Source organism: Paenibacillus sp. NPDC058177, from assembly GCF_042883835.1.
GTDB classification, from domain to species: Bacteria; Bacillota; Bacilli; order Paenibacillales; family Paenibacillaceae; genus Paenibacillus_AQ; species Paenibacillus_AQ agri.
The window spans coordinates 30,928-50,634 of record NZ_JBHVVB010000001.1; the positions used below are offsets into that span (position 1 = coordinate 30,928).

The 19,707-nt window shown below is 49.9% G+C and carries 16 protein-coding genes; all 16 read left to right on the forward strand.

The annotated features are described in order from the left end of the window. Nucleotides 1–4: 4 nt before the first annotated feature. The 16 genes from ACFVU8_RS00165 (at nt 5) to ACFVU8_RS00240 (ending at nt 19,646) form a co-directional block, all read left to right on the forward strand. On the forward strand, nt 5–877 hold the full coding sequence (locus ACFVU8_RS00165) for a 3-hydroxyacyl-CoA dehydrogenase family protein (protein WP_066363139.1): 873 nt from the start codon (nt 5–7) through the stop codon (nt 875–877). After that, the gene (locus ACFVU8_RS00170) at nt 874–2,082 is read left to right on the forward strand and encodes an acetate/propionate family kinase (protein WP_066363138.1); all 1,209 of its coding nucleotides are present in this window, start codon (nt 874–876) and stop codon (nt 2,080–2,082) included. The genes ACFVU8_RS00165 and ACFVU8_RS00170 overlap by 4 nt, the downstream gene beginning before the upstream one ends. 21 nt (nt 2,083–2,103) lie before the next feature. Continuing rightward, nucleotides 2,104–3,399, forward strand: coding sequence for an asparagine--tRNA ligase (gene asnS, locus ACFVU8_RS00175; RefSeq protein ID WP_175373655.1), 1,296 nt, complete (start codon nt 2,104–2,106; stop codon nt 3,397–3,399). 111 nt (nt 3,400–3,510) lie between these two features. Then, a complete protein-coding gene (locus tag ACFVU8_RS00180) occupies nt 3,511–4,257 on the forward strand; it encodes a DnaD domain-containing protein (protein WP_387425383.1) in 747 nt (248 codons plus the stop codon). Nucleotides 4,258–4,508: 251 nt separating this feature from the next. Further along, a complete protein-coding gene (locus ACFVU8_RS00185; protein ID WP_387427149.1) occupies nt 4,509–5,030 on the forward strand; it encodes an RNA polymerase sigma factor in 522 nt (173 codons plus the stop codon). Next, nucleotides 5,027–5,518: a hypothetical protein gene (locus tag ACFVU8_RS00190; protein ID WP_387425385.1), complete on the forward strand. Its 492-nt coding sequence runs from the start codon at nt 5,027–5,029 to the stop codon at nt 5,516–5,518. The genes ACFVU8_RS00185 and ACFVU8_RS00190 overlap by 4 nt, the downstream gene beginning before the upstream one ends. 14 nt (nt 5,519–5,532) lie before the next feature. Then, nucleotides 5,533–6,636 carry a hypothetical protein gene (locus ACFVU8_RS00195; RefSeq protein WP_379464687.1) on the forward strand — a complete coding sequence of 368 codons (1,104 nt, stop codon included), beginning with the start codon at nt 5,533–5,535 and terminating at the stop codon, nt 6,634–6,636. After that, the gene (locus tag ACFVU8_RS00200) at nt 6,633–7,361 is read left to right on the forward strand and encodes a hypothetical protein (RefSeq protein WP_387425387.1); all 729 of its coding nucleotides are present in this window, start codon (nt 6,633–6,635) and stop codon (nt 7,359–7,361) included. The genes ACFVU8_RS00195 and ACFVU8_RS00200 overlap by 4 nt, the downstream gene beginning before the upstream one ends. 236 nt (nt 7,362–7,597) lie before the next feature. Further along, entirely contained in the window at nt 7,598–8,719 is a 1,122-nt protein-coding gene (locus ACFVU8_RS00205) for an ABC transporter ATP-binding protein (RefSeq protein ID WP_066363121.1), read from the forward strand. Continuing rightward, complete coding sequence (locus ACFVU8_RS00210; RefSeq protein ID WP_387425389.1) at nt 8,716–11,673, forward strand: extracellular solute-binding protein; 2,958 nt, start codon at nt 8,716–8,718, stop codon at nt 11,671–11,673. Before ACFVU8_RS00205 ends, ACFVU8_RS00210 begins: the two co-directional genes overlap by 4 nt. Further along, nucleotides 11,670–12,650: a carbohydrate ABC transporter permease gene (locus ACFVU8_RS00215; protein WP_387425391.1), complete on the forward strand. Its 981-nt coding sequence runs from the start codon at nt 11,670–11,672 to the stop codon at nt 12,648–12,650. The genes ACFVU8_RS00210 and ACFVU8_RS00215 overlap by 4 nt, the downstream gene beginning before the upstream one ends. A 3-nt stretch (nt 12,651–12,653) precedes the next feature. Beyond that, nucleotides 12,654–13,520 carry a carbohydrate ABC transporter permease gene (locus tag ACFVU8_RS00220; protein WP_379464682.1) on the forward strand — a complete coding sequence of 289 codons (867 nt, stop codon included), beginning with the start codon at nt 12,654–12,656 and terminating at the stop codon, nt 13,518–13,520. Nucleotides 13,521–13,546: 26 nt separating this feature from the next. Next, the gene (locus ACFVU8_RS00225) at nt 13,547–15,562 is read left to right on the forward strand and encodes a YIP1 family protein (RefSeq protein WP_379464681.1); all 2,016 of its coding nucleotides are present in this window, start codon (nt 13,547–13,549) and stop codon (nt 15,560–15,562) included. A gap of 127 nt (nt 15,563–15,689) precedes the next feature. Then, nucleotides 15,690–17,783 carry a DUF5696 domain-containing protein gene (locus ACFVU8_RS00230; protein WP_387425393.1) on the forward strand — a complete coding sequence of 698 codons (2,094 nt, stop codon included), beginning with the start codon at nt 15,690–15,692 and terminating at the stop codon, nt 17,781–17,783. Beyond that, nucleotides 17,776–18,672 (forward strand): carbohydrate ABC transporter permease, encoded by an 897-nt coding sequence (locus ACFVU8_RS00235; protein WP_379464679.1) that lies wholly within the window; start codon nt 17,776–17,778, stop codon nt 18,670–18,672. Before ACFVU8_RS00230 ends, ACFVU8_RS00235 begins: the two co-directional genes overlap by 8 nt. Next, a complete protein-coding gene (locus ACFVU8_RS00240) occupies nt 18,669–19,646 on the forward strand; it encodes a carbohydrate ABC transporter permease (RefSeq protein WP_379464678.1) in 978 nt (325 codons plus the stop codon). Before ACFVU8_RS00235 ends, ACFVU8_RS00240 begins: the two co-directional genes overlap by 4 nt. Nucleotides 19,647–19,707 lie beyond the last annotated feature (61 nt).

Consider the following 19,707-nt stretch of genomic DNA (forward strand, 5'->3'; position numbering starts at 1 on the left):
TTTTATGAATTTTAAGAAAATCGGTGTCATCGGCGGCGGTACGATGGGACAAGGCATCGCAGAAATGCTCGCAGCCAAGGGCTTGGATGTAATGCTGGTGGAGAAAACAGAGGAAAGACTGGATTATTCTTATGATATGATCGAAACCAGTCTGGATAAACAATTGGAGAAATGGGCCATCACCCAGGCAGAGAAGAAACTGATTCTCGGCCGCATCCAAAAAGTGACACATTTTGCAGAGCTCAGTTCCTGTGATATGGTTATTGAGACAATCATTGAAGATCTGGAAGCCAAACAAAAAGTATTTCATCAGCTTGACCAAGTGTGTCCGAGCCACATTATCCTGGCGAGTAATACTTCCACACTCAGCTTGACTGAACTTGCCAGCTCAACAATGTACCCGGAACGCGTCATTGGCATGCATTTTATATACCCTGTAGCGAAAGTGGATCTGGTCGAAATTGTACGCGGTCTGAAAACATCGGACAAAACATTCGAAGATACAAAAGCTTTTGTAGACGAGGTTGTAGAGAAGAAGGGCGTAATGATTTATGAATCCCCGGGATTTGTAACTTCACGCCTCATTTGTTTGCTTATCAACGAAGCTATGCACGTATTGCAAGAAGGTGTCGCTTCTCCTCAGGATATTGATGATGCTATGCGGATTGGCTACCAGTTCCAATATGGACCACTGGAAATGGCTGACCGGTTTGGCCTGGATTCGGTGCAGGCTGCGCTCGAGCGGATGTTCCGCGAATACGGCGAACTGAAATACCGTCCATCGACCATTTTGAAAAAGATGGTGCGTGCGGGACAACTGGGCATGAAATCGGGCGAAGGCTTCTTCAAGTACGACAAGGATGGTGACCGTATATGAATATTCTAGTAATTAACTCCGGTAGTTCTTCTCTGAAATACCAACTGTACAACATGACTGATGAATCTGTTTTGGCAAAAGGTCTGGTAGAACGGATCGGGATGGATTCCTCCATTCTGAATCACAAGCCGACTGGCAAGCAGGAAGTGACAGAAGTCAGCGAAATCCTGGAACATAATACAGCGATTCGTAAAGTCCTTGCCATCCTTACTGACAAGGAACACGGCGTAATCGAGTCCATTAAAGAAATCAATGCTGTTGGACACCGCGTGGTACACGGGGGCGAATACTTCAAAGCTTCCGCGCTGGTAGATGCCGATGCTAAAACGAAAATTCGTCAGTTGTTCGACCTGGCGCCACTGCATAACCCTGCTGCAATGATGGGGATTTCCGCTTCCGAGACCAATATGCCGGGCGTGCCACAGGTTGTTGTCTTCGATACTGCGTTCCATCAAACTATGCCTGAGAAGGCCTATATGTATGCTATTCCAAGAGTGTTGTATAACAAATACAAGGTTCGCCGTTACGGTGCCCACGGTACATCCCATGATTTCGTGAGCAAAGCTGCTGCCGAGTATTTGGATCGTCCGCTTGAGGACCTCAAAATTATCACTTGCCACATCGGTAACGGTGCGAGCGTAACGGCTGTTCAAGGCGGTGTGTCTGTTGATACTTCCATGGGGATGACTCCGCTGGAAGGCCTGATGATGGGTACACGCAGCGGTGATCTTGACCCTGCTATTGTTCCATATGTAATGAACAAGGAAGAGCTGTCTGTAGGCGAAGTAAATTCGATGCTTAACAAGCACAGTGGATTGCTTGCGATTTCGGGCGTCAGCAGCGATATGCGTGATATTATTGATGGTGCGGAGAAAGGCGAGGCTAACTCTACGCTTGCTTTTGAAATGTACGAATACCGTCTGCGCAAATATATCGGTTCTTACGCGGCTGCAATGAACGGCGTGGATGCGATCGTGTTCACAGCTGGTGTCGGCGAGAATGCTTCGCTGCTTCGCGAAAGAGTGCTGAATAATCTGACGTTCCTTGGAATTGAACTGGATGCTGAAGCCAATAAAGTCCGCTCCGGCGATCCGCGCCGCATCTCGACGGCTGATTCCAAGGTACAGGTGCTCGTAGTGCCGACAAACGAAGAGCTTGTCATCGCACGCGATACACACCGTATTGTGCAAGGAATTAACGGCTAAATTAGAGGAGAGAGTGTAGGCATGGCTAACAAAAGTGTAATCAAGAAAGTGAACGAACATGTTGGAGAGAGTGTTGTAATCGGCTGTTGGGTCAACAACAAGCGCTCCAGTGGTAAAATCCAGTTCCTGCAGCTGCGGGATGGTACAGGTTATATCCAGGGTGTGGTCGTGAAATCGGAAGTACCTGAAGAGGTATGGGATGCCGCCAAGAGCCTGACACAAGAAAGCTCCCTGTACGTGACCGGTATTATTCGTGAAGAACCGCGCAGCCAATCCGGCTTCGAGATGACAGTTACCGGCATTGAAGTGCTGCACATCACTGAGAATTACCCAATTACTCCGAAGGAGCACGGCGTGGACTTCCTGATGGATCACCGTCACCTCTGGCTGCGTTCGTCCAAGCAGCGTGCGGTTCTGGTCATCCGTGCCGAGATCATCCGTGCGATTCAAGAGTTCTTTGACACGAGCGGCTTTACTTTGGTCGATCCGCCGATTCTGACGCCGACCTCGGCAGAAGGAACGACCAACCTGTTCCACACTAAATATTTTGACGAAGATGCTTATCTGACACAGAGTGGTCAGCTTTACATGGAAGCAGCTGCGATGGCGCTAGGCCGTGTATACTCCTTCGGTCCAACCTTCCGTGCGGAGAAGTCCAAGACACGCCGCCACTTGATAGAGTTCTGGATGATCGAGCCGGAAATGGCCTTCACCGATCATGAAGAGAGCCTGAAGGTACAAGAGCAGTTCGTTTCTCACGTGGTGCAATCTGTCGTTAAGAACTGCCGTACCGAGCTGGAAGCGGTAGGCCGCGATATTTCCAAGCTGGAAGCCATTCAGGCACCGTTCCCGCGGATTACTTACGATGATGCCATCAAGTTCCTGAACGAGAATGGACACGAGATCGCGTGGGGCGAAGACTTCGGTGCACCGCACGAAACAGCGATCGCTGAAGCGTATGACAAACCGGTGTTCATCACCCATTATCCGGCATCCTTCAAGGCTTTTTATATGAAGCCAGATCCGAACCGTCCAGAAGTGGTGCTGTGTGCGGATATGATCGCGCCTGAAGGCTATGGCGAGATTATCGGCGGCTCTCAACGGATTGACGATCCGGCGCTTCTGGAAGCACGCTTCAAGGAACACAATCTGTCGCTGGACACTTACAAATGGTACATGGACCTGCGTACCTACGGCACTGTACCACACTCCGGCTTCGGTCTTGGCCTGGAGCGCACGGTAGCCTGGATTTGCGGGCTTGACCACGTACGCGAAACGATTCCGTTCCCACGTACACTTTACCGTCTATATCCATAATATTCGGCAATAACAACTGCGCCGTCCTTTCACAAGGAGGCGCAGTTTCTTATAGAATTACAAGTAAGTTGAATTTTATGATAGGTTGTTTTTTAACAAAGGGGGGCGTACATGGACGGCAAAGGATGGAATGCCTGGGGAGAAGGCGTCGCCTTCGGCCTGGAGAGCGGAATGGCTATCATTCCTTACGTGTTGCTGAAGCATTACCGCAAGCTCGGCTTGGCGGGTAGTGAGGCAATGCTGCTGATTCATCTGCTAGCGTTCAGACAGGTGGAGGGGATGGAGTTCCCGACCCTGGAGGACCTGCAGGGGGTAACCGGACGAAGCGTGCCCGTAATCGCAGGCGAGCTCCAAAAGCTGATGAAGGATGGATTTATCGGCATCGATGAGGATAATGACGAGCTGCGGGGTATCCATTACGAACGCTACAACTTCTCTGGACTATACAGCAAGTTAGGAGCTTATCTAGCTGAAGTCGCCCAGCAGGCTGGACAGGCACAGGAGCTACTGACATCGCAGCGTTCCTCTGCGGATGTCTTGTCGAACGGTGGATCAGGCTGGAATCCTGCATCTCTCCAGAGCAAAGGAGAGGAAGAAAACCGAAGCTTGTTCAGTGTATTTGAAAAAGAATTTGGGCGTCCGCTCTCCCCGATGGAGTGTGAGACGATTTCGGGCTGGGTCGATCAAGACCAATACCTGGAGGAACTAATTCTGCTCGCTTTGAAGGAAGCGGTCTTTGCCGGGAAGCTGCATTTCCGGTACATCGATCGTATTCTGCTGGAGTGGTCCCGCAACCGCCTCAAGAATGCTCAGGATGTCAAAACTTATTTGAAGAAATTCCGTAATGGCGGCAGATAGATTTTTTCATATAGAAAGATTCTTCCATGGGAGATTGATTCTTCTGGATTGAGAGAAATTGAACCGTATTGCGCTGGTTACCGCCAGCCGATACGGTTTTTTTACATATTGGATACTAATAATTGCTATATCCCCTCTATTTTCCTCTCCGGAAAAAGTTTACGTTTAACGCAGGGGTAACTGATAGATGCTGCGTCTATTACTGAGGGAAGGAGGGGAGAGCCATTGAGGATGAACTATTAATCAAGAGAATTTGCCAGGGTGACGAGGATGCTTTTCGAAAGTTCGTGGACAGGTATGCCGGGCAAGTGTACAAGATCACCTACTCGGTGTTGCGCGAAGCCAGAGGCGCAGAGGACGCGGCCCAGGAAGCCTTTCTGCAAATTTACAAATCTCTCCCCGACTATCGTTTTCAAGGATTAGTAACATGGATTTCGCGTATTGCCTTACATAAGGCGATTGACTCCAAGCGTAAACGGGATCGCCAGCGGGAGCAACCTGTTGACTGCGAATTGACACTCCGCCAGATCTGCTCGGGTGATGAGGATATCCTGGTTGGTGTTGTCCGGCGCGAACGCAGAGAACGTCTGTGGAATGAAGTGCAGATGCTGCCGGAGATGCATCGTGAGGTGATCGTCGCCTATTATATCGAACAGCAAAATTATGAACAGATAGCAACCCAGAAGGGCATTACATTGAAGACGGTGGAATCCAGGCTCTACCGGGCCCGGCAGTGGATTCGAAAACATTGGAAGGAGGACGATTGGTTATGAGGCAAGACGGAGAATTAAAACAGGATGATGCCCGTGCACGACAGTATCTAGCAGGCGAAGGAAGCCCGGAAGAGCGGGATGCCTGGGAGCAACGGCTGCTGGAGGATGACGATGCGCTTCTCTCCTACCTGGAGTCGTTGGATGAGCTTCAAGGGCAATTTCCGCCGCTAGAAAATCAGGAGCATTTTACAGAAAATGTGATGGGAAGCTTATCTACGGTGCAGAAGCACGCAATCCATCCCAGTAAGGAAATCCGGCCAGCCAAAGAGGGTCAGCGGCGAAGTCGCTGGTATGAGCAAGCGATTGTCCATTATGTAATCGCCGCTTCACTAACGCTGATCTTTCTGTCCTCCGGCGTGTTCGACCGGCTGTTTTCGGGGGAGATAGGGATGTTCGTGCCGGAGGGCAAGCATCCGTCATACAGCGAACAAATGATGGAAGCGACCAGCGGCTGGCTGGATCAGTTGATGAACAGTAACCGCAAGTGAGAGGAGAGATAACGTTGCAGCAGCAAAGTAAACTAAAAGCTTTATTTATTAATATTTTTCCCGGGGCAGGTCATTATTATATGGGAAAACGCACCTCGGGCATCGTCTATTTCCTGGTCAGCTTTGGTGGATTATTTCTGTCCATATTGCTGGCAATGGCGAGCGGAAAAGATGAACTAGCCTTGCTCGGGCTTGTTGGCTTTATCGTGATGTGGTTCCTAAGCATGGTCCATCTGCTGACTCAAATGTTAAAAGCGCCGACTCCGCAAATTGCGCTGCCGCCAGAAGAGATAGACGGGCTACCTTACACGCCGGTAAAGAGTAGAGACAATGAACGTTTTCATGTCATACTGCTGTCCTTTATTCCGGGGTTGGGACATTTTCATATGGGTCTGATGCAGCGGGGGCTGTCGTTCTTAATTTCCTTTTTCGGCTTCATGACGATTCTGCTATTCTTGGCCGGAATAACATCCAGTGATGCGTTTCTGCTGCTGTTCGGTGTATTGCCGGTTATTTGGTTGTACTGCATGTTCGATGCTGTTCAGCATATCCACCGAAAGCAGGCAGGAGAACTCCTGTACGACCGGACGCTGTTCGAGGATTTGGAGGCAGGGCGTGAGGATGGGCGCCGGAGTAAGGTGCTGGCGACACTGCTGGCTGCGTTTCCCGGGGCGGGACAAATGTATTTGGGTCTGCAGAAAAGAGGGCTTCAGCTGATGCTTCTGTTCCTTGGCAGCATCTATGTTATGGACCTGCTCCGGCTAACGCTGTTATTCTTTCTGATCCCGGTCATCTGGTTCTACAGCCTGTTCGATGCTCTGCAGCATATCAGCCGTTATGGCAGAGAGGATCTGGAAGACCGTCCGGTCATTGCAGGTTTCATGAACCATCAGGGCTGGCTCGGAGCCGTACTGCTCTGTATGGGGTTGTATTATATCATTGCGGATGTGGCGATTCCCGCCGTTGATGGACTCTTTCCGCAGTGGCGACTGGAACACCGGCTCAATGCTTATTTTAAAACAGTGCTTGTGTCGCTGGTGCTGATCGGCGGGGGCATCAAGCTGCTGCTTGGAAATAAAAAGAGAGCACAAAACAAGGGAACGGGGGAACCACTATGAGCATGGATATGAATTTAAGCCCTACACCGAACCTCCCCGAGGCAGCCCCAGCCGTTCAAACCAAGGTAGTAAAAGGTCGCAGCTGGCGTGTCGGCACTTTGTCGATGGGACTAAGCCTGCTGTTCCTGGGCGTTCTTATCATGGCTTCCCAATGGAATGGTGCAGAGGTCTTTGCGATGACCCTGGCCTGGTGGCCGGTAATATTTATCTTGCTGGGTTTGGAAATTGTGATTTATACACTATGGTTTCGGGGAAAAGGGAAGGTGTATTACGATGTGATGAGTGTCCTGTTCGTAGGCTTTCTGGCGATCTGCTGCCTCCTTTTTGCTGGGATCAGTTCCTTGGGCTTGACTCAAGAGATCAAACAGATGATGTCGTTGTCAGAAGAACGATACGAACTGCCGGCATACAGCGCTCCGCTTCCCGCGGGTATCACGAAGATCATCGTCCAAACCGAATGGATCCACAATGTGAAGGTTGACCAGACCGGTGGATCAGCATTAAACGTGTTTGGTACCTATTTGTCGGACCAGGGGCGACTTCAGAAGGATCAGGAGAGCAGTCTACTGTTAACCAAGCATGTGGGAGACACTGTGTATATTATGGCTGGGACGACTAAGGGCGGATCGTTCTTTAACCGGCATAAGAATGGGCTGAATGTAACTGTGGCGCATCCGGCCGGTGTGCAGATAGTCGTACGAGATAACTATGGCAACGAGCTTTAATGATACGGTGATCATAAAAAGCCAGTAAGTCCTCCAGGTGGTCATACCCCTGTTAAGTAGACAGATGAAAAAACTATGCAGCGCGTACCGATATTCAATGGGTACGCGCTGTTTGAATTTTGTCTGGAAATTAATAAACCACAACAAAAATTAATTCCCCCTCATTTTTGCTTCTTTATGAATGCGCTATCATAAAAGTGTGAACCGCAGATGAGTAAAGCGTGAGGTGAGAACAGGTGGGAAGCATTTCTTTTAATCATGTCTTCAAACGCTACAAAGGCGAATCCCGCCCTGCTGTAAATGACTTTCATTTAACGATTGATGAAGGGGAATTCCTTGTATTGGTCGGGCCCTCTGGCTGCGGGAAGTCGACGACGCTGCGCATGTTGGCTGGACTTGAGGAGATTAGCAGCGGGGAGCTCTATCTGGACGGAAAATTCATCAACTATGTATCTCCCAAAGACCGGGATATCGCGATGGTGTTTCAGAACTATGCGCTGTATCCGAATCTGTCTGTGCAAGAGAATATCGCATTGGGACTTAAGCTGCGTAAGACGGCCAAGCATGAGATCGACTCGCGGGTCAAGCGGGTAGCGGGAATATTGGAGATCTCGCATCTGCTGGAGCGTAAGCCCAGCCAGCTATCGGGCGGACAGAAGCAGCGGGTCGCGCTTGGGCGGGCGATCGCGCGGGAACCGCAAGTATTTTTGATGGATGAGCCGCTTTCCAATCTGGATGCGAAGCTAAGGTCACAGACACGGGCGGAATTAATCAAGCTGCAGCAGGATTTGAAGCGTACGACCGTTTACGTTACGCACGATCAAGTTGAGGCGATGACCATGGGGTCACGAATCGTGGTGATGAAGGACGGCATCATTCAGCAGGTTGCTCCGCCCAGACAATTGTATGATGAACCGGCGAATGTCTTCGTTGCCGGATTTATCGGTTCCCCGCAGATGAATTTTATGAACGGAACGGTTGAAGTGAGTGACGGGAACTACTATTTCTCCAATAAAAGAATGCGTGTACCGCTCTCCGGGGAGCAAGGGCAGCGCTTCCAGCGCTTGTCTGGACTGACGCACAACATTATTCTCGGCATCAGACCAGAACATGTATTGATTAAGCGGGGGAGTTATGAAAAGGATGATGATTATATACCTGGCGTAGTGCAAATGACAGAACAGACGGGAGCGGATTCTTATGTGTACGTGGAGCTGGGGAAGATTCGGCTGATCGTAAGAACAGCACCCGAAGTGCTATACGAGCAGGGAGAGTTAGTATCGGTGAACCTGCAGATGAACAAACTTCACTTTTTTGATGAAGCGACGGAAATGGCCATCGGGAGAGATGAGGCATGAGGCTAAAGAATGTTCCACGGTCCATCCGAATCGCTGGACGAATGACTGTGATTGCGGCCATTGTCGTTATCCTGATCCTCTGGGCAACATCCAAGGAGGAGATCGTCCTCTCCGATCGGGTGACTGAGGCGCAAATGGTGGATTTCGATCATGGGAGCGGGCCTGTCCCCTATATTCAGCTGATACATGATAAGAGCGAGGAGGAACTGGGCAATAAGGAGGAGCGGCAGATTACGCTGAACGCGCTGACTTTCGAGGAAGCCTCTTCAGATGCTGACGTTAGCGAAATCACTGAAGACGGGGTACGCGCGCTGGCTTGGCAAAATGATCGCGGGGCAGTGGATTGGAGTTTCCAGGTAAAGGCACCGGGTTGGTATGAGCTTCATATCGATTATAAGCCGCTCCCCGGCGACAATAGCTCCGTTGTTCGTGGTGTGATGATTGATGGCAGCTATCCCTTTGCCGAATCGGAACGGATTGAGCTGGAACGGCTGTGGAAGGATGCCAAATATCCATACGACCGCAATAACAATGGGATGCAGATCAGACCGCAGCAGGTTGAGCTCACAGGGTGGAACAATAAGGCGGTAAGCGATTATACGGCCTCTTCGAGGCCGCTGCTATACTATCTGGACGCTGGAGAACACAACCTGCGACTGATAGGAGAGCGGGGAGGGGTCGCTATTAGCGGCATGTCGTTCCAGTCCAGAAAGCCGCTGCCGGCGTACGAACAATATGTTACCGCACAGCCTGAGGGCGCTAAGCAGGAAGATTGGTACAGCATTCAAGAGAGCGAACAGTTCCAGCGCAAGTCCAGTTTATCGATCCAAACCGACCACTGGTCTGAGCCATACGTTTCTCCTGAGCCTAAAGGCCGGACCACGTATAACGTGCTTGGAGGAAACCGCTGGAAAAATACTGGTGAGTGGGTGGAATGGGAGCTTGAAGCTCCTGCTGACGGCTGGTATGTCATTGACATCAAGGATTACCAGAACTATCGATCCGGTTTCAAAGCCTATCGGACCATTCAGATTGATGGAGAGGTTCCCTTCCAGGAAATGCTGCATTATGCTTTCGACCATCATAAGGAGTTTGAAATTAATTCGCTTGCCGACAAGCAAGGGGAGCCTTACAAGTTCTATCTAACCCAGGGCAAGCACACAATGCGCATGGTGGTGGACTCCTCCAAGATGCAGCCGATTCTGATGGCCCTGAGGGATGCACTGGGACAGATTGCTGAATTCGATCGTCATATCCGGCTGATTACGGGCAACTACAGTAAAAATGCAGCCGATGCCAACGTGGATTCTACCCGAACCTGGGAGATGAAGAAATATGATCCTGATGTAGAAAAGAAGCTGCAATCTATTACTAATCGGCTGTCTCAAATTCGAGAGTATACCAACTTTGTAAATGAGAGCGATTCAGACTTGTCACAATCCTTGAAATCTTCCATCTCAATTCTGGACAATATGCTGCTGGATGTGAATGAAATCCCTAGTCGGATTAACGATTTTTCATCGATTCAAGCCAATATCGGCACCTGGCTAACGACACTGACCCAGCAGCCATTACTGCTAGATTATATTGTGTTGCGGACGCCGGACACGAAGACAGGACTCAAGGAACCTACACTGCTGTCCCGTGTGCCTTATACAGTCATGGATTTTGCCCGGTCCTTCTACTTGAACTATGATCAGGACGGCAATCAGGATGACGAGTCGCTGACGATCTGGGTGGGACGCGGTCGGGACTATGTCGACCAGCTTCGGGAACTGGTTAGTCAGGACTTCACACCTAATACCGGTATTGAAGTGAATATCAACCTCATGCCTAACCCTAATATGCTCATTCTAGGAAATGCGGCAGGCGAGGTTCCTGATGTGGCGTTAGGCGTCGCTGAGGCATTACCAGCCGATTATGCGATGCGGAATGCAGTAGAGGATCTGTCGAAATATCCGGGCTTTGCGGACGTGCAGAAGCGGTTTATTCCCGGCGTCTCACGGGCGTTGAATTATAACGGAGGAACCTACGGGCTTCCAGAGGTACAGAACTTCCAGTTATTGTTCTATCGTTCCGATATCTTAGAAAGTCTGAAGCTGAAAGTGCCGGATACATGGGAGGATGTATTTGATATCCTGCCCACGCTTCAGGAAAACGGGATGATGATGAACTTCCCTAAAGCGGATTTCTCGACCCTGTTCCTGCAAAATGGTGCTGATCCTTATTCCAGTAGTGGACAAAAATCCACTCTGTTCAGCGAAGAAGGACAAAAGGCGTTCAAGCTGTGGACAGAAATGTTCACTAAATACAATATGCCGATAGATATCCCGGCTTTCTTCCAGCATTTCCGGGACGGCGACATTCCGATTGGCATCTCGGACTTCAATACGTATGTTCAACTGCAGGTGGCTGCTCCGGAAATAACAGGGCATTGGAAGGTAGCTCCGCTTCCAGGCATTGCTCAGCCGGACGGCGAGGTGGCCCGTTGGTCTCCTCAAGCGCTAACCGCAGGAATGATTATGGAGAAGAGCGATAAGAAGGATGCCGCTTGGGCATTTCTGAAATGGTGGACTTCGGATGAGGTACAGAGTAGATACGCCGCTGATATGGAATCGTATTATGGCATTGAATATCGCTGGAACACCGCCAATGTGAATGCTATGAAATCGCATTCTTGGCCTTCTGATGATTTGAAGGCGATTCGGGAGCAAACGCGCTGGGCCAAGAACATGCCCAATGTTCCTGGATATTACTTCCTGGGCCGTGAGATGGATTTCGCTTGGAACAAGACGGTGTTTGACGGAATTCCGGCCGACGAGTCATTGGAGGAGGCGAGCTTATCGCTACAGCGCGAGATGGAGCGGAGACAACGGAACTTCGGGATCTCTGGCACAGACTTGCATATTCCGCAGATCACGAAGCCTTTTGAATGGGAGGATAGTAAACCGTGAAGACAGAGGTTGTTCCAGTCATACCGTCACCGGGGGCGGCAAAGCCGCCCTCTCCGGTACAACTCCGGTGGAGAAGATTCGTGAAGCAAATTCGGAAGGATGCGTTCTGCTATCTATTCCTGGCGCCGTTTCTGATCTGTTTCCTGATATTCATCGTGATCCCGGTTATCATGGCGGCCACGCTCGGATTCACTTCGTATGACGGATTCGGCAAGCCGCATTTCATCGGATTTGATAATTACATTTCCTTGTTTACACAGGATATTGTGTTTTTGACCAAGGCGCTGCCTAATACCTTCTTGTTCGCTTTGATTGTGGGGCCGGGGGGCTATATTTTGTCCTTCCTGTTCGCTTGGCTGATTCATCAGCTTCCACTGCGTGTGCGGGATTACTATACGCTGGTATTCTATGCACCATCAATGGCTGGTGGAGTGGCGTTATCCGTTGTGTGGATTGCTGCTTTCAGTGGAGACCGGGTCGGTTACCTCAATAATTTCCTGCTGCAGATGGGCTGGGCAGATGCGCCTGTTACCTGGCTTCAGGACCCGAAATATTTGCTGAAAGTCATGATCCTCGTATCGCTGTGGATGAGCTTCAGCGTAGGTTTTCTAGCGATGCTGGCTGGCCTGCAGACGGTGAATCGCGAGCTGTATGAAGCCGGACGGATTGACGGGATTTCCAGCCGTCTTCAGGAAGTATTCTACATTACCATCCCGTCCATGAAGCCGCAGATGCTGTTCAGTGCCGTCATGACCATCGTATCCACATTAAAGGCTGGAGCGATCTCCACTCAATTGACCGGACTTGCGATTACTCCGCAATATTCAGGTCATTTGATTATTAACCATGTGGATGACTACGCCTTTATCCGATTCGAGCTTGGCTATGCGTCTGCTGTATCGGTCATGCTGCTGCTTATCAGTTATTTTGTCATGCGGTTTGCTTATCGTCTGTTTAACTCGAAAGGGGAGCAGTAGACTATGATCGCAAGACTGCGCAAGCTCCGCCAAGTCTCACCTTTTCAGATAGTGCTGGTTACGGTTTTCACGGCATTGGCAGCCTTTATGTCACTGCCCATCATCTTCATATTTAGTCATGCCTTCAAACCAAAAAATGAGCTGTTCTTGTTCCCGCCGCGATTTTTAGTACAGCATCCGACGATTCACAATTTTGAAGTGCTGCTGCTTCACGCATCTAATGCAACGGTGCCATTCACACGCTATTTGTTCAACAGCTTGCTCGTAGTGTCGCTGACGCTGTTCAGCGTCATTGTGGTCAGCACGATGGCGGCTTATGTACTGGCGAAGTACAAATTCCACTTCAAGGCACTGATTCTATCTTTGATCACACTGTCCCTGATGTTTGCTCCGGAGACGGTATCGATCCCGCGCTACCTCATCATCAATGGATTAGGGCTGAACAATACGTATTTTGGGCATATTCTGCCTTCGTTAGCCTCACCTGTTGCCGTGTTTATGCTAGTCGGGTTTATTTCTCAGATCCCGAACGATTTGATGGAAGCCGCCAGGATCGACGGGGCAAGTCACTTGGGAATCTTTACGCGAATCGTGCTGCCGCTATCTGTCCCGGCGGTTGCCACCATTTCGATCCTGACCTTTCAGACGGTGTGGGGAGATGTGGAGACATCGACCTTGTTCATGCAGAAGGAAGCGATGCGTACGCTGCCCTTTTATGTTAACAGCTTGTTAAGCGGCCTGCAGAATAACGTAGCGGGACAGAATATGGCGGCCGCGGCCGGACTGCTTATTTTTATACCGAATCTGATCATCTTCCTGCTCTTTCAGCGCAAAGTGCTGGAGACGATGGTCCACTCCGGTATTAAATGATGTCATCAGCAAAGGAAGTCGGAATCATGAAAAAATGGCTATCCATCCCCCTGTTAGTTTTGGTATTCATTTCATTGCTTCCGTCCACTGCTTCGGCACGGCTCCCGTATATTACAGCCTACTATGATAGCAACCAGTCGACCTGGTTCCGGATTCAGCCGATCTATAGTCCTGCGGAAACGCTTACGGTTGAACTGGGAGACCCGGTAGATATTATGGTTGCTCCCAATGATGAGGTATACGTGGTGGATAAGGAACTGGAACAGGTCATCGTGCTGAATAATGACGGAAAGGTACAAAGAACGATTGGCGCTAGCGAAGGAACCGGGAAGCTGGCAGCGCCTGAAGGCGTCTTCGTGACAGCCGATGGAGACGTATATGTCGCCGACTCCGGCAATCAGCGGATCGCTGTGTTTACTTCCGATGGCACTTACCAGCGGGAATATAAGAAGCCGGACACGCCACTACTTGGATCGGATCATTTCGTGCCTGTCAAGCTGGTGGTCGACCGGCGTGGAGTGATGTATATCCAGCTCAATTCCTCCTATCAGGGGCTGGTCAGATTAAGTCCGGATGGAGAGTTCATGGGGCACTTCGGTGCCAACAAGGCCGATCAATCCATGATTAACCGGCTGAAGCAGCTTGTTCTGAACAAAGAGCAGCTTGCCCAAGAGAAGCCTGCACTTCCTAAGCCGATAACGAACGTAGCGATGGATGCTGATGGCTTCATTTATACGGCTACAGCCGGCGGAGAAGGCAAAGGAGCCATCCGCAAGCTGAACGCAGGCGGCGTGGACGGTTTCAAGAACAAAGCGATGTACAATGGCCATGGAATCGTTGATGTTGCGATTGGGCAGGAGGGATTTCTGTATAACGTCGATTTGGATTCGATGCGCATTAATCTGTACGACCATACCGGAGACGTGCTCTTTGCGTTCGGGTTTATCGATAAGGAGACGCAGCAATACGGCGTCATCGGATATCCTACCGGGATTGCTGTAGATTCCAAGAACGCCGTCTGGATCTCGGACAGTGGCACGAATATGGTTCATAAGTATGTCCGCACCGAATTTGGCAAGGATGTGCTGCAGGCGCTGGCCTTGTACGCAGGTGGCAAATACGAAGACAGCAAGCCTTACTGGGAGTCGGTTTACGCTCGCAATGATATGTATAATGGCAGCTTTCAAGGGCTTGGAAAGGTGTACCTGCATGAAAATGATCATGCTGATGCGTTGAAATTCATGAAGGTAGCCTTTGACACGGACGGTTATTCCAAAGCATTCTGGCAAATCCGCCTGGAGTGGCTGCAAGAACATTTTGTGATGCTGGTCCTTGGAATCATCAGCGGATTCTTGGTACTGCACTTTGGCATTCGGGGATTGAGAGTCCTTCGCCGCAAGTACCCTACACCTATCTCCTGGAAACAGCCGCTGCAGGACATAAGGAACTTTGGATATGTGATGATCCATCCTTATGAGGGGTTCTATCGGATCAAGGAAGCCAGAATTGCGCCATGGATTACGATAGCATTGCTCTTGTCTGTCATTGCCGTGAAGATTGCTAGGATATACTGGACCGGTTTCCTGTTCAATCCCGTTGAACTTAGGAATGTGAATGCGCTTAGAGATTTGGCCTTCTTCATCGTTCCATGGGTGACTTGGATTATCGCGAATTATCTGGTTTGCAGCATCAAGGATGGTGAGGGCAAATTCAGGGAGGTTGTTCAAGGCAGTGTGTATGCCTTGTCACCGTATTTGTTCATTTCCATTCCAGTCCTGATTCTGTCCAATTTGGCCTCTCTTGATGAGGCGGTATTGGTTCATGCGCTCAATACCTTAGCGACACTATGGATGCTGGCCATGTTCTTTGTTATGACCCAGGTCATTCATAATTTCGACTTTTTGGAGACGTTCAAAAACTCGGCGATATCTGTCTTTGCCATCGTTACCATCTGGGTGTTTGGCTTTATCATTTTCGGATTGTCGTATAATCTCTACGACTTTTTCTATGAGCTGTACAAAGAGGTGAACTTCTATCATTAATCTAGCGAAATCACTATTCCTCAAGATCAGGTGGATTGCTGTTGCCATATTCGTTCTAGGGTTGCTGGTTCTGTTCTTCTTACGGCCCTGGGAATTGACGACAGAGGCCAGCTTCGCAAAAACCGGTATGACGATGCCGAAGGTTTCTGTTAATGAATTGTACGAGGGCGAGGCTTGGAAACCTTCGGCGGGAGCGGATGGCTATGCTCTGGTCAGCGAGAACGACAGCTATAGCTTGTATGTTCGTCCCGATACCACGGAGATTGCTGTCCTTGATAAAACAAGCGGTTATCGCTGGACCAGTAATCCTGGTGATGCAGAGCTGAAACACGAGAATGTCAAGGGTCAATTGCTGGATCAACTGAAATCGCCATTTGTTATGACTCATGTCCGTACCAAGGGAAAGGATCAGACCGTTCGCGAGTCACTAAGCAATGCGGTTAAAGACATGACAACTTCGCTGATCCGTCAAGGCGATGGGCTGCAGATCTCCTATTTCTTCCCTTCCAAGGGCCTGGGCTTCACGATGCAATATGAGTTAACGAAGACAGGTCTGAAAGTACGGGTACCATCCAAGGGAATTAAGGAGGAGGGAGAATATGCCTTGTTCACCCTGGATATTCTGCCGTACTTCGGCGCTGCTTCATCTCAAGATGACGGCTACCTGTTTGTACCCGATGGTCCCGGTGGACTCATTCGTTACGATGCCGCACACGCGAAGCTATCGAGAGGTTATATACACCAGGTATACGGCAGCGAAATGACGAATTCCGGGAACTGGACCCGCTCTGGCCAGCGGCGGGAGACTATTGCATATCCCGTATTCGGGCTCAAGAAGAATGATCATGCTTTTGTAGCGATTATGACGGAAGGCGAGGACTCGGCGAATGTAACAGCATTGTCGCCAGGAATGAAATCATCCTTCTTTAATGTCTTCTCAAGCCAGATCTACAGAGAAGAATATCTCTACCGCATGAGCCGGCTGGCTGCGCCGAGTAAGGCTGTGCAGCTAGAAAAATTGGATCGTGACCGTGAGATCGAATATCGTTTCCTGAATGATCAGAACGCCAACTATTCCGGCATGGCCGCCACTTACCGCGAATATTTGCAGGAGAAGGGCTCCCTGGGCAAAAAGCTGGATCCTGTCGCGCATGTTCCGCTTTATTTGAAGATTATGGGCGGCAACTATGAGCAGGCTTTCGGACAGATTCGTTATGTGGCCGCGACTACCTTCGCGCAAGCAGAGGACATTGTACGCCGGTTGCAGGAGCGGGGGGTTACGTCACTCCAGACCATTTACTTCGGCTGGACCAATCAGGGTGATTATAACATGGAGAAGCGGTTCCCCATCGAGGAGGCACTCGGCGGGGAGGCAGGTGCCCAATCCTTTGCCTCGCAAATGAAGGAAAGGGGAGTCGGCGTCAGCTTCTACGAAGATTTCTTATGGATTGACAGCAAATCTTCCTTCTCGCCCAAGCAGGACGCCATACGGGGGATCGACGGAACGGCGTTTGTGGATGGCGACTGGTATGTCGCGAAGCCCATGTACACGGCGGTAAGTGCGGCGAATACAATCAGCAAACTGAAGGAAATAGGTGTGGAAGGCATTCACTACAGTGCCGTCGGGGAGTTACTCCTCAACGACTATGAATCTTCCGGTATCCGCACCAGAGATTATACGAAGCAAATCTATACCGAGTTATTGGATTATACGCGTAAGGAGCTTGGAACAGCCAGCGTGTTCCGGGGCAATGCTTATGTGCTTGGAGCAAGCGATTATATTGACGGTCTGCCCTCAGCGTCCAGCTATGACTTTATGGTTGATGAGACAGTACCCTTCTATCCGATCGTTCTCCATGGCTTCGTTCCCTATACCTTTGAAGAAGGAAATCTCCGCGATGATGAAGAGGTGGAGTTCCTGAAGGCGATTGAATATGGGGCTTTACCTTCGTTCTTTGTGACCCACGACGATTCCCGTAAACTCAAAAATACGGGGGCGAGCTTCTTGTACAGCAGCAGCTTTGACAAATGGGAAGAACGAATGCTGAAGGAATACGAGAACTTCGATGCTTTAAGCAGCTTGTATTCGCAAAAGATTACCATGCATGAGCGTCTGGCAGATCAGCGGTACGCAACCTTGTATGAGGATGGAACGAGGGTTATCGTTGATTACTCCGCGAAAAGCTTCAAGGTAGAGAAGGGGGCGGGCACCAATGAGTAAGCTGACCGCGCACAGAAAAGAAGCGCTCCGTTATCATATGAAGCAATACGGAACCGGGCTGATGTTCATGCTGCCCTGGATCATCGGGTTTCTTATATTCGTGGCGATTCCGGTTGGCTGGTCGATCTTCATGTCGCTGCACAAGGTAGCTGTCGTACCGGGGGGCTTCCAATATACATGGCTAGGGTTTCAGAACTACAAGGACGCCTTTCTGAAGGACAGCGTTTTCCCGATCGAGATGATTACCTATTTCCAGGAAATGCTGCTCATGGTACCGATCATTGTGATCTTCGCTTTGCTTATCGCATTGCTGCTGAATCAGCAGTTTCCGGGGAGATTTCTCTTTCGTGCATTGTTCTTCCTGCCCGTAATTTTTGCTACAGGTCAGGTGTTGTCGGAATTATTTACACAGGGAGCAGGCGACATTCCGTTTCTGGAACAGTACAATCTGGAGCCGCTTGTTCGCCAGTATGTGGGAGGGGAACTGGCCCTTACCGTGATGGAGGTTCTGGGCCGCATCGTCCTGATTCTATGGTATTCCGGAGTGCAAATCTTAATTTTTATCGCCGGATTTCAAACCATCTCACCCTCTATCTATGAAGCTGTGAGAATAGACGGAGCATCACCATGGGACAGCTTTTGGAAGATTACCCTGCCGTCTAGCCTGCCATTCATCAGCCTAAATATGCTGTACACGATTATCGATCTGTTCACATTCCCGCTGAACCCGGTGTTGGCGCATATCAGGGAGAATATGTTCAAGGTCAATACCGGTTACGGCTATGCCAGTGCGCTGGCCTGGATTTATTTCGCCTTTATCTTTGTATTAATCGGTATTGTGCTGGCATTGTTCAACCGGAGTTTGCGACAGAGGGGGAGAAGGTCATGAGTGATCCTGTTAGAATACGGGGGCTTCAGCAGCGAATCAAGAGCGTCATGTGGAGCCGGAACAGTCAGCGGTTCAAGATGGTCATGCTTGGCAGGAACCTGTCAGACGGATTGATTGCCAAACTAATCATCTATATGTTGTTGTCCATTGTGGCGTATCTGTACCTGCAGCCGCTATTGCATATGATAAGCACCATGTTCATGACCGTCAGCGATCTGCTTGATCCCGCCGTAAAGTGGATTCCCAGAGAAATCACATGGGAGAACATGACGAAGGCGATCGAAGGTCTGCAATACCCGCAAGCGTTGTTTAACACAGCGACAATTGCCCTAACCTGCTCGATTGCTCAGGTACTGGTGTGCTCAATGACCGGCTACGCACTGGCAAGGCTGTCTGTACCGTTCAAAGGTTTTATCACAGCCATGGTGCTACTGACCTTCCTGATTCCACCACAAGTGGTGATCATTCCGCTATACGTTATCTTCAGTAAATTAGGCTTGCTCAATACGATGTTTGTCTTTCTTGTTCCGGCGATCTTTGGCCAAGGGCTCAAGGGAGCGTTGTTCATCTTAATCTTCCGGCAGTTCTTCCGGGCACAGCCGCCCAGTCTGGAGGAAGCGGCGAAGCTGGACGGAGCCTCCGTCATCCGGTTATATGTCCGCATTATGCTTCCGCTGGCCCGTTCCGCATGTCTGGTAGTGTTTCTGTTCTCCTTCATCTGGTATTGGAACATGTATTACGAGCCGTCCATGTTTCTGGCAAAGGGCTTTACGCCGTTGTCGATTCGTCTTGATAATCTGGAGAATGTCCTGAATCCTTCGCTGCTCGGAAATAAGAACAATATTACCAATCCGGTAACAGAGGGAACAAAGATGGCAGCCGCATTCCTGATTATTTTTCCGCCCATGCTGATCTTCATGTTCTTGCAGCGCTGGTTTATTACAGGTATCGAGAGAACCGGTATTGTGGAATAAATCGAACTGGTAAGTCAGGTGAAGTGAAGATGCTGGAAAGGGGGAATGCTGGGCAAACGTA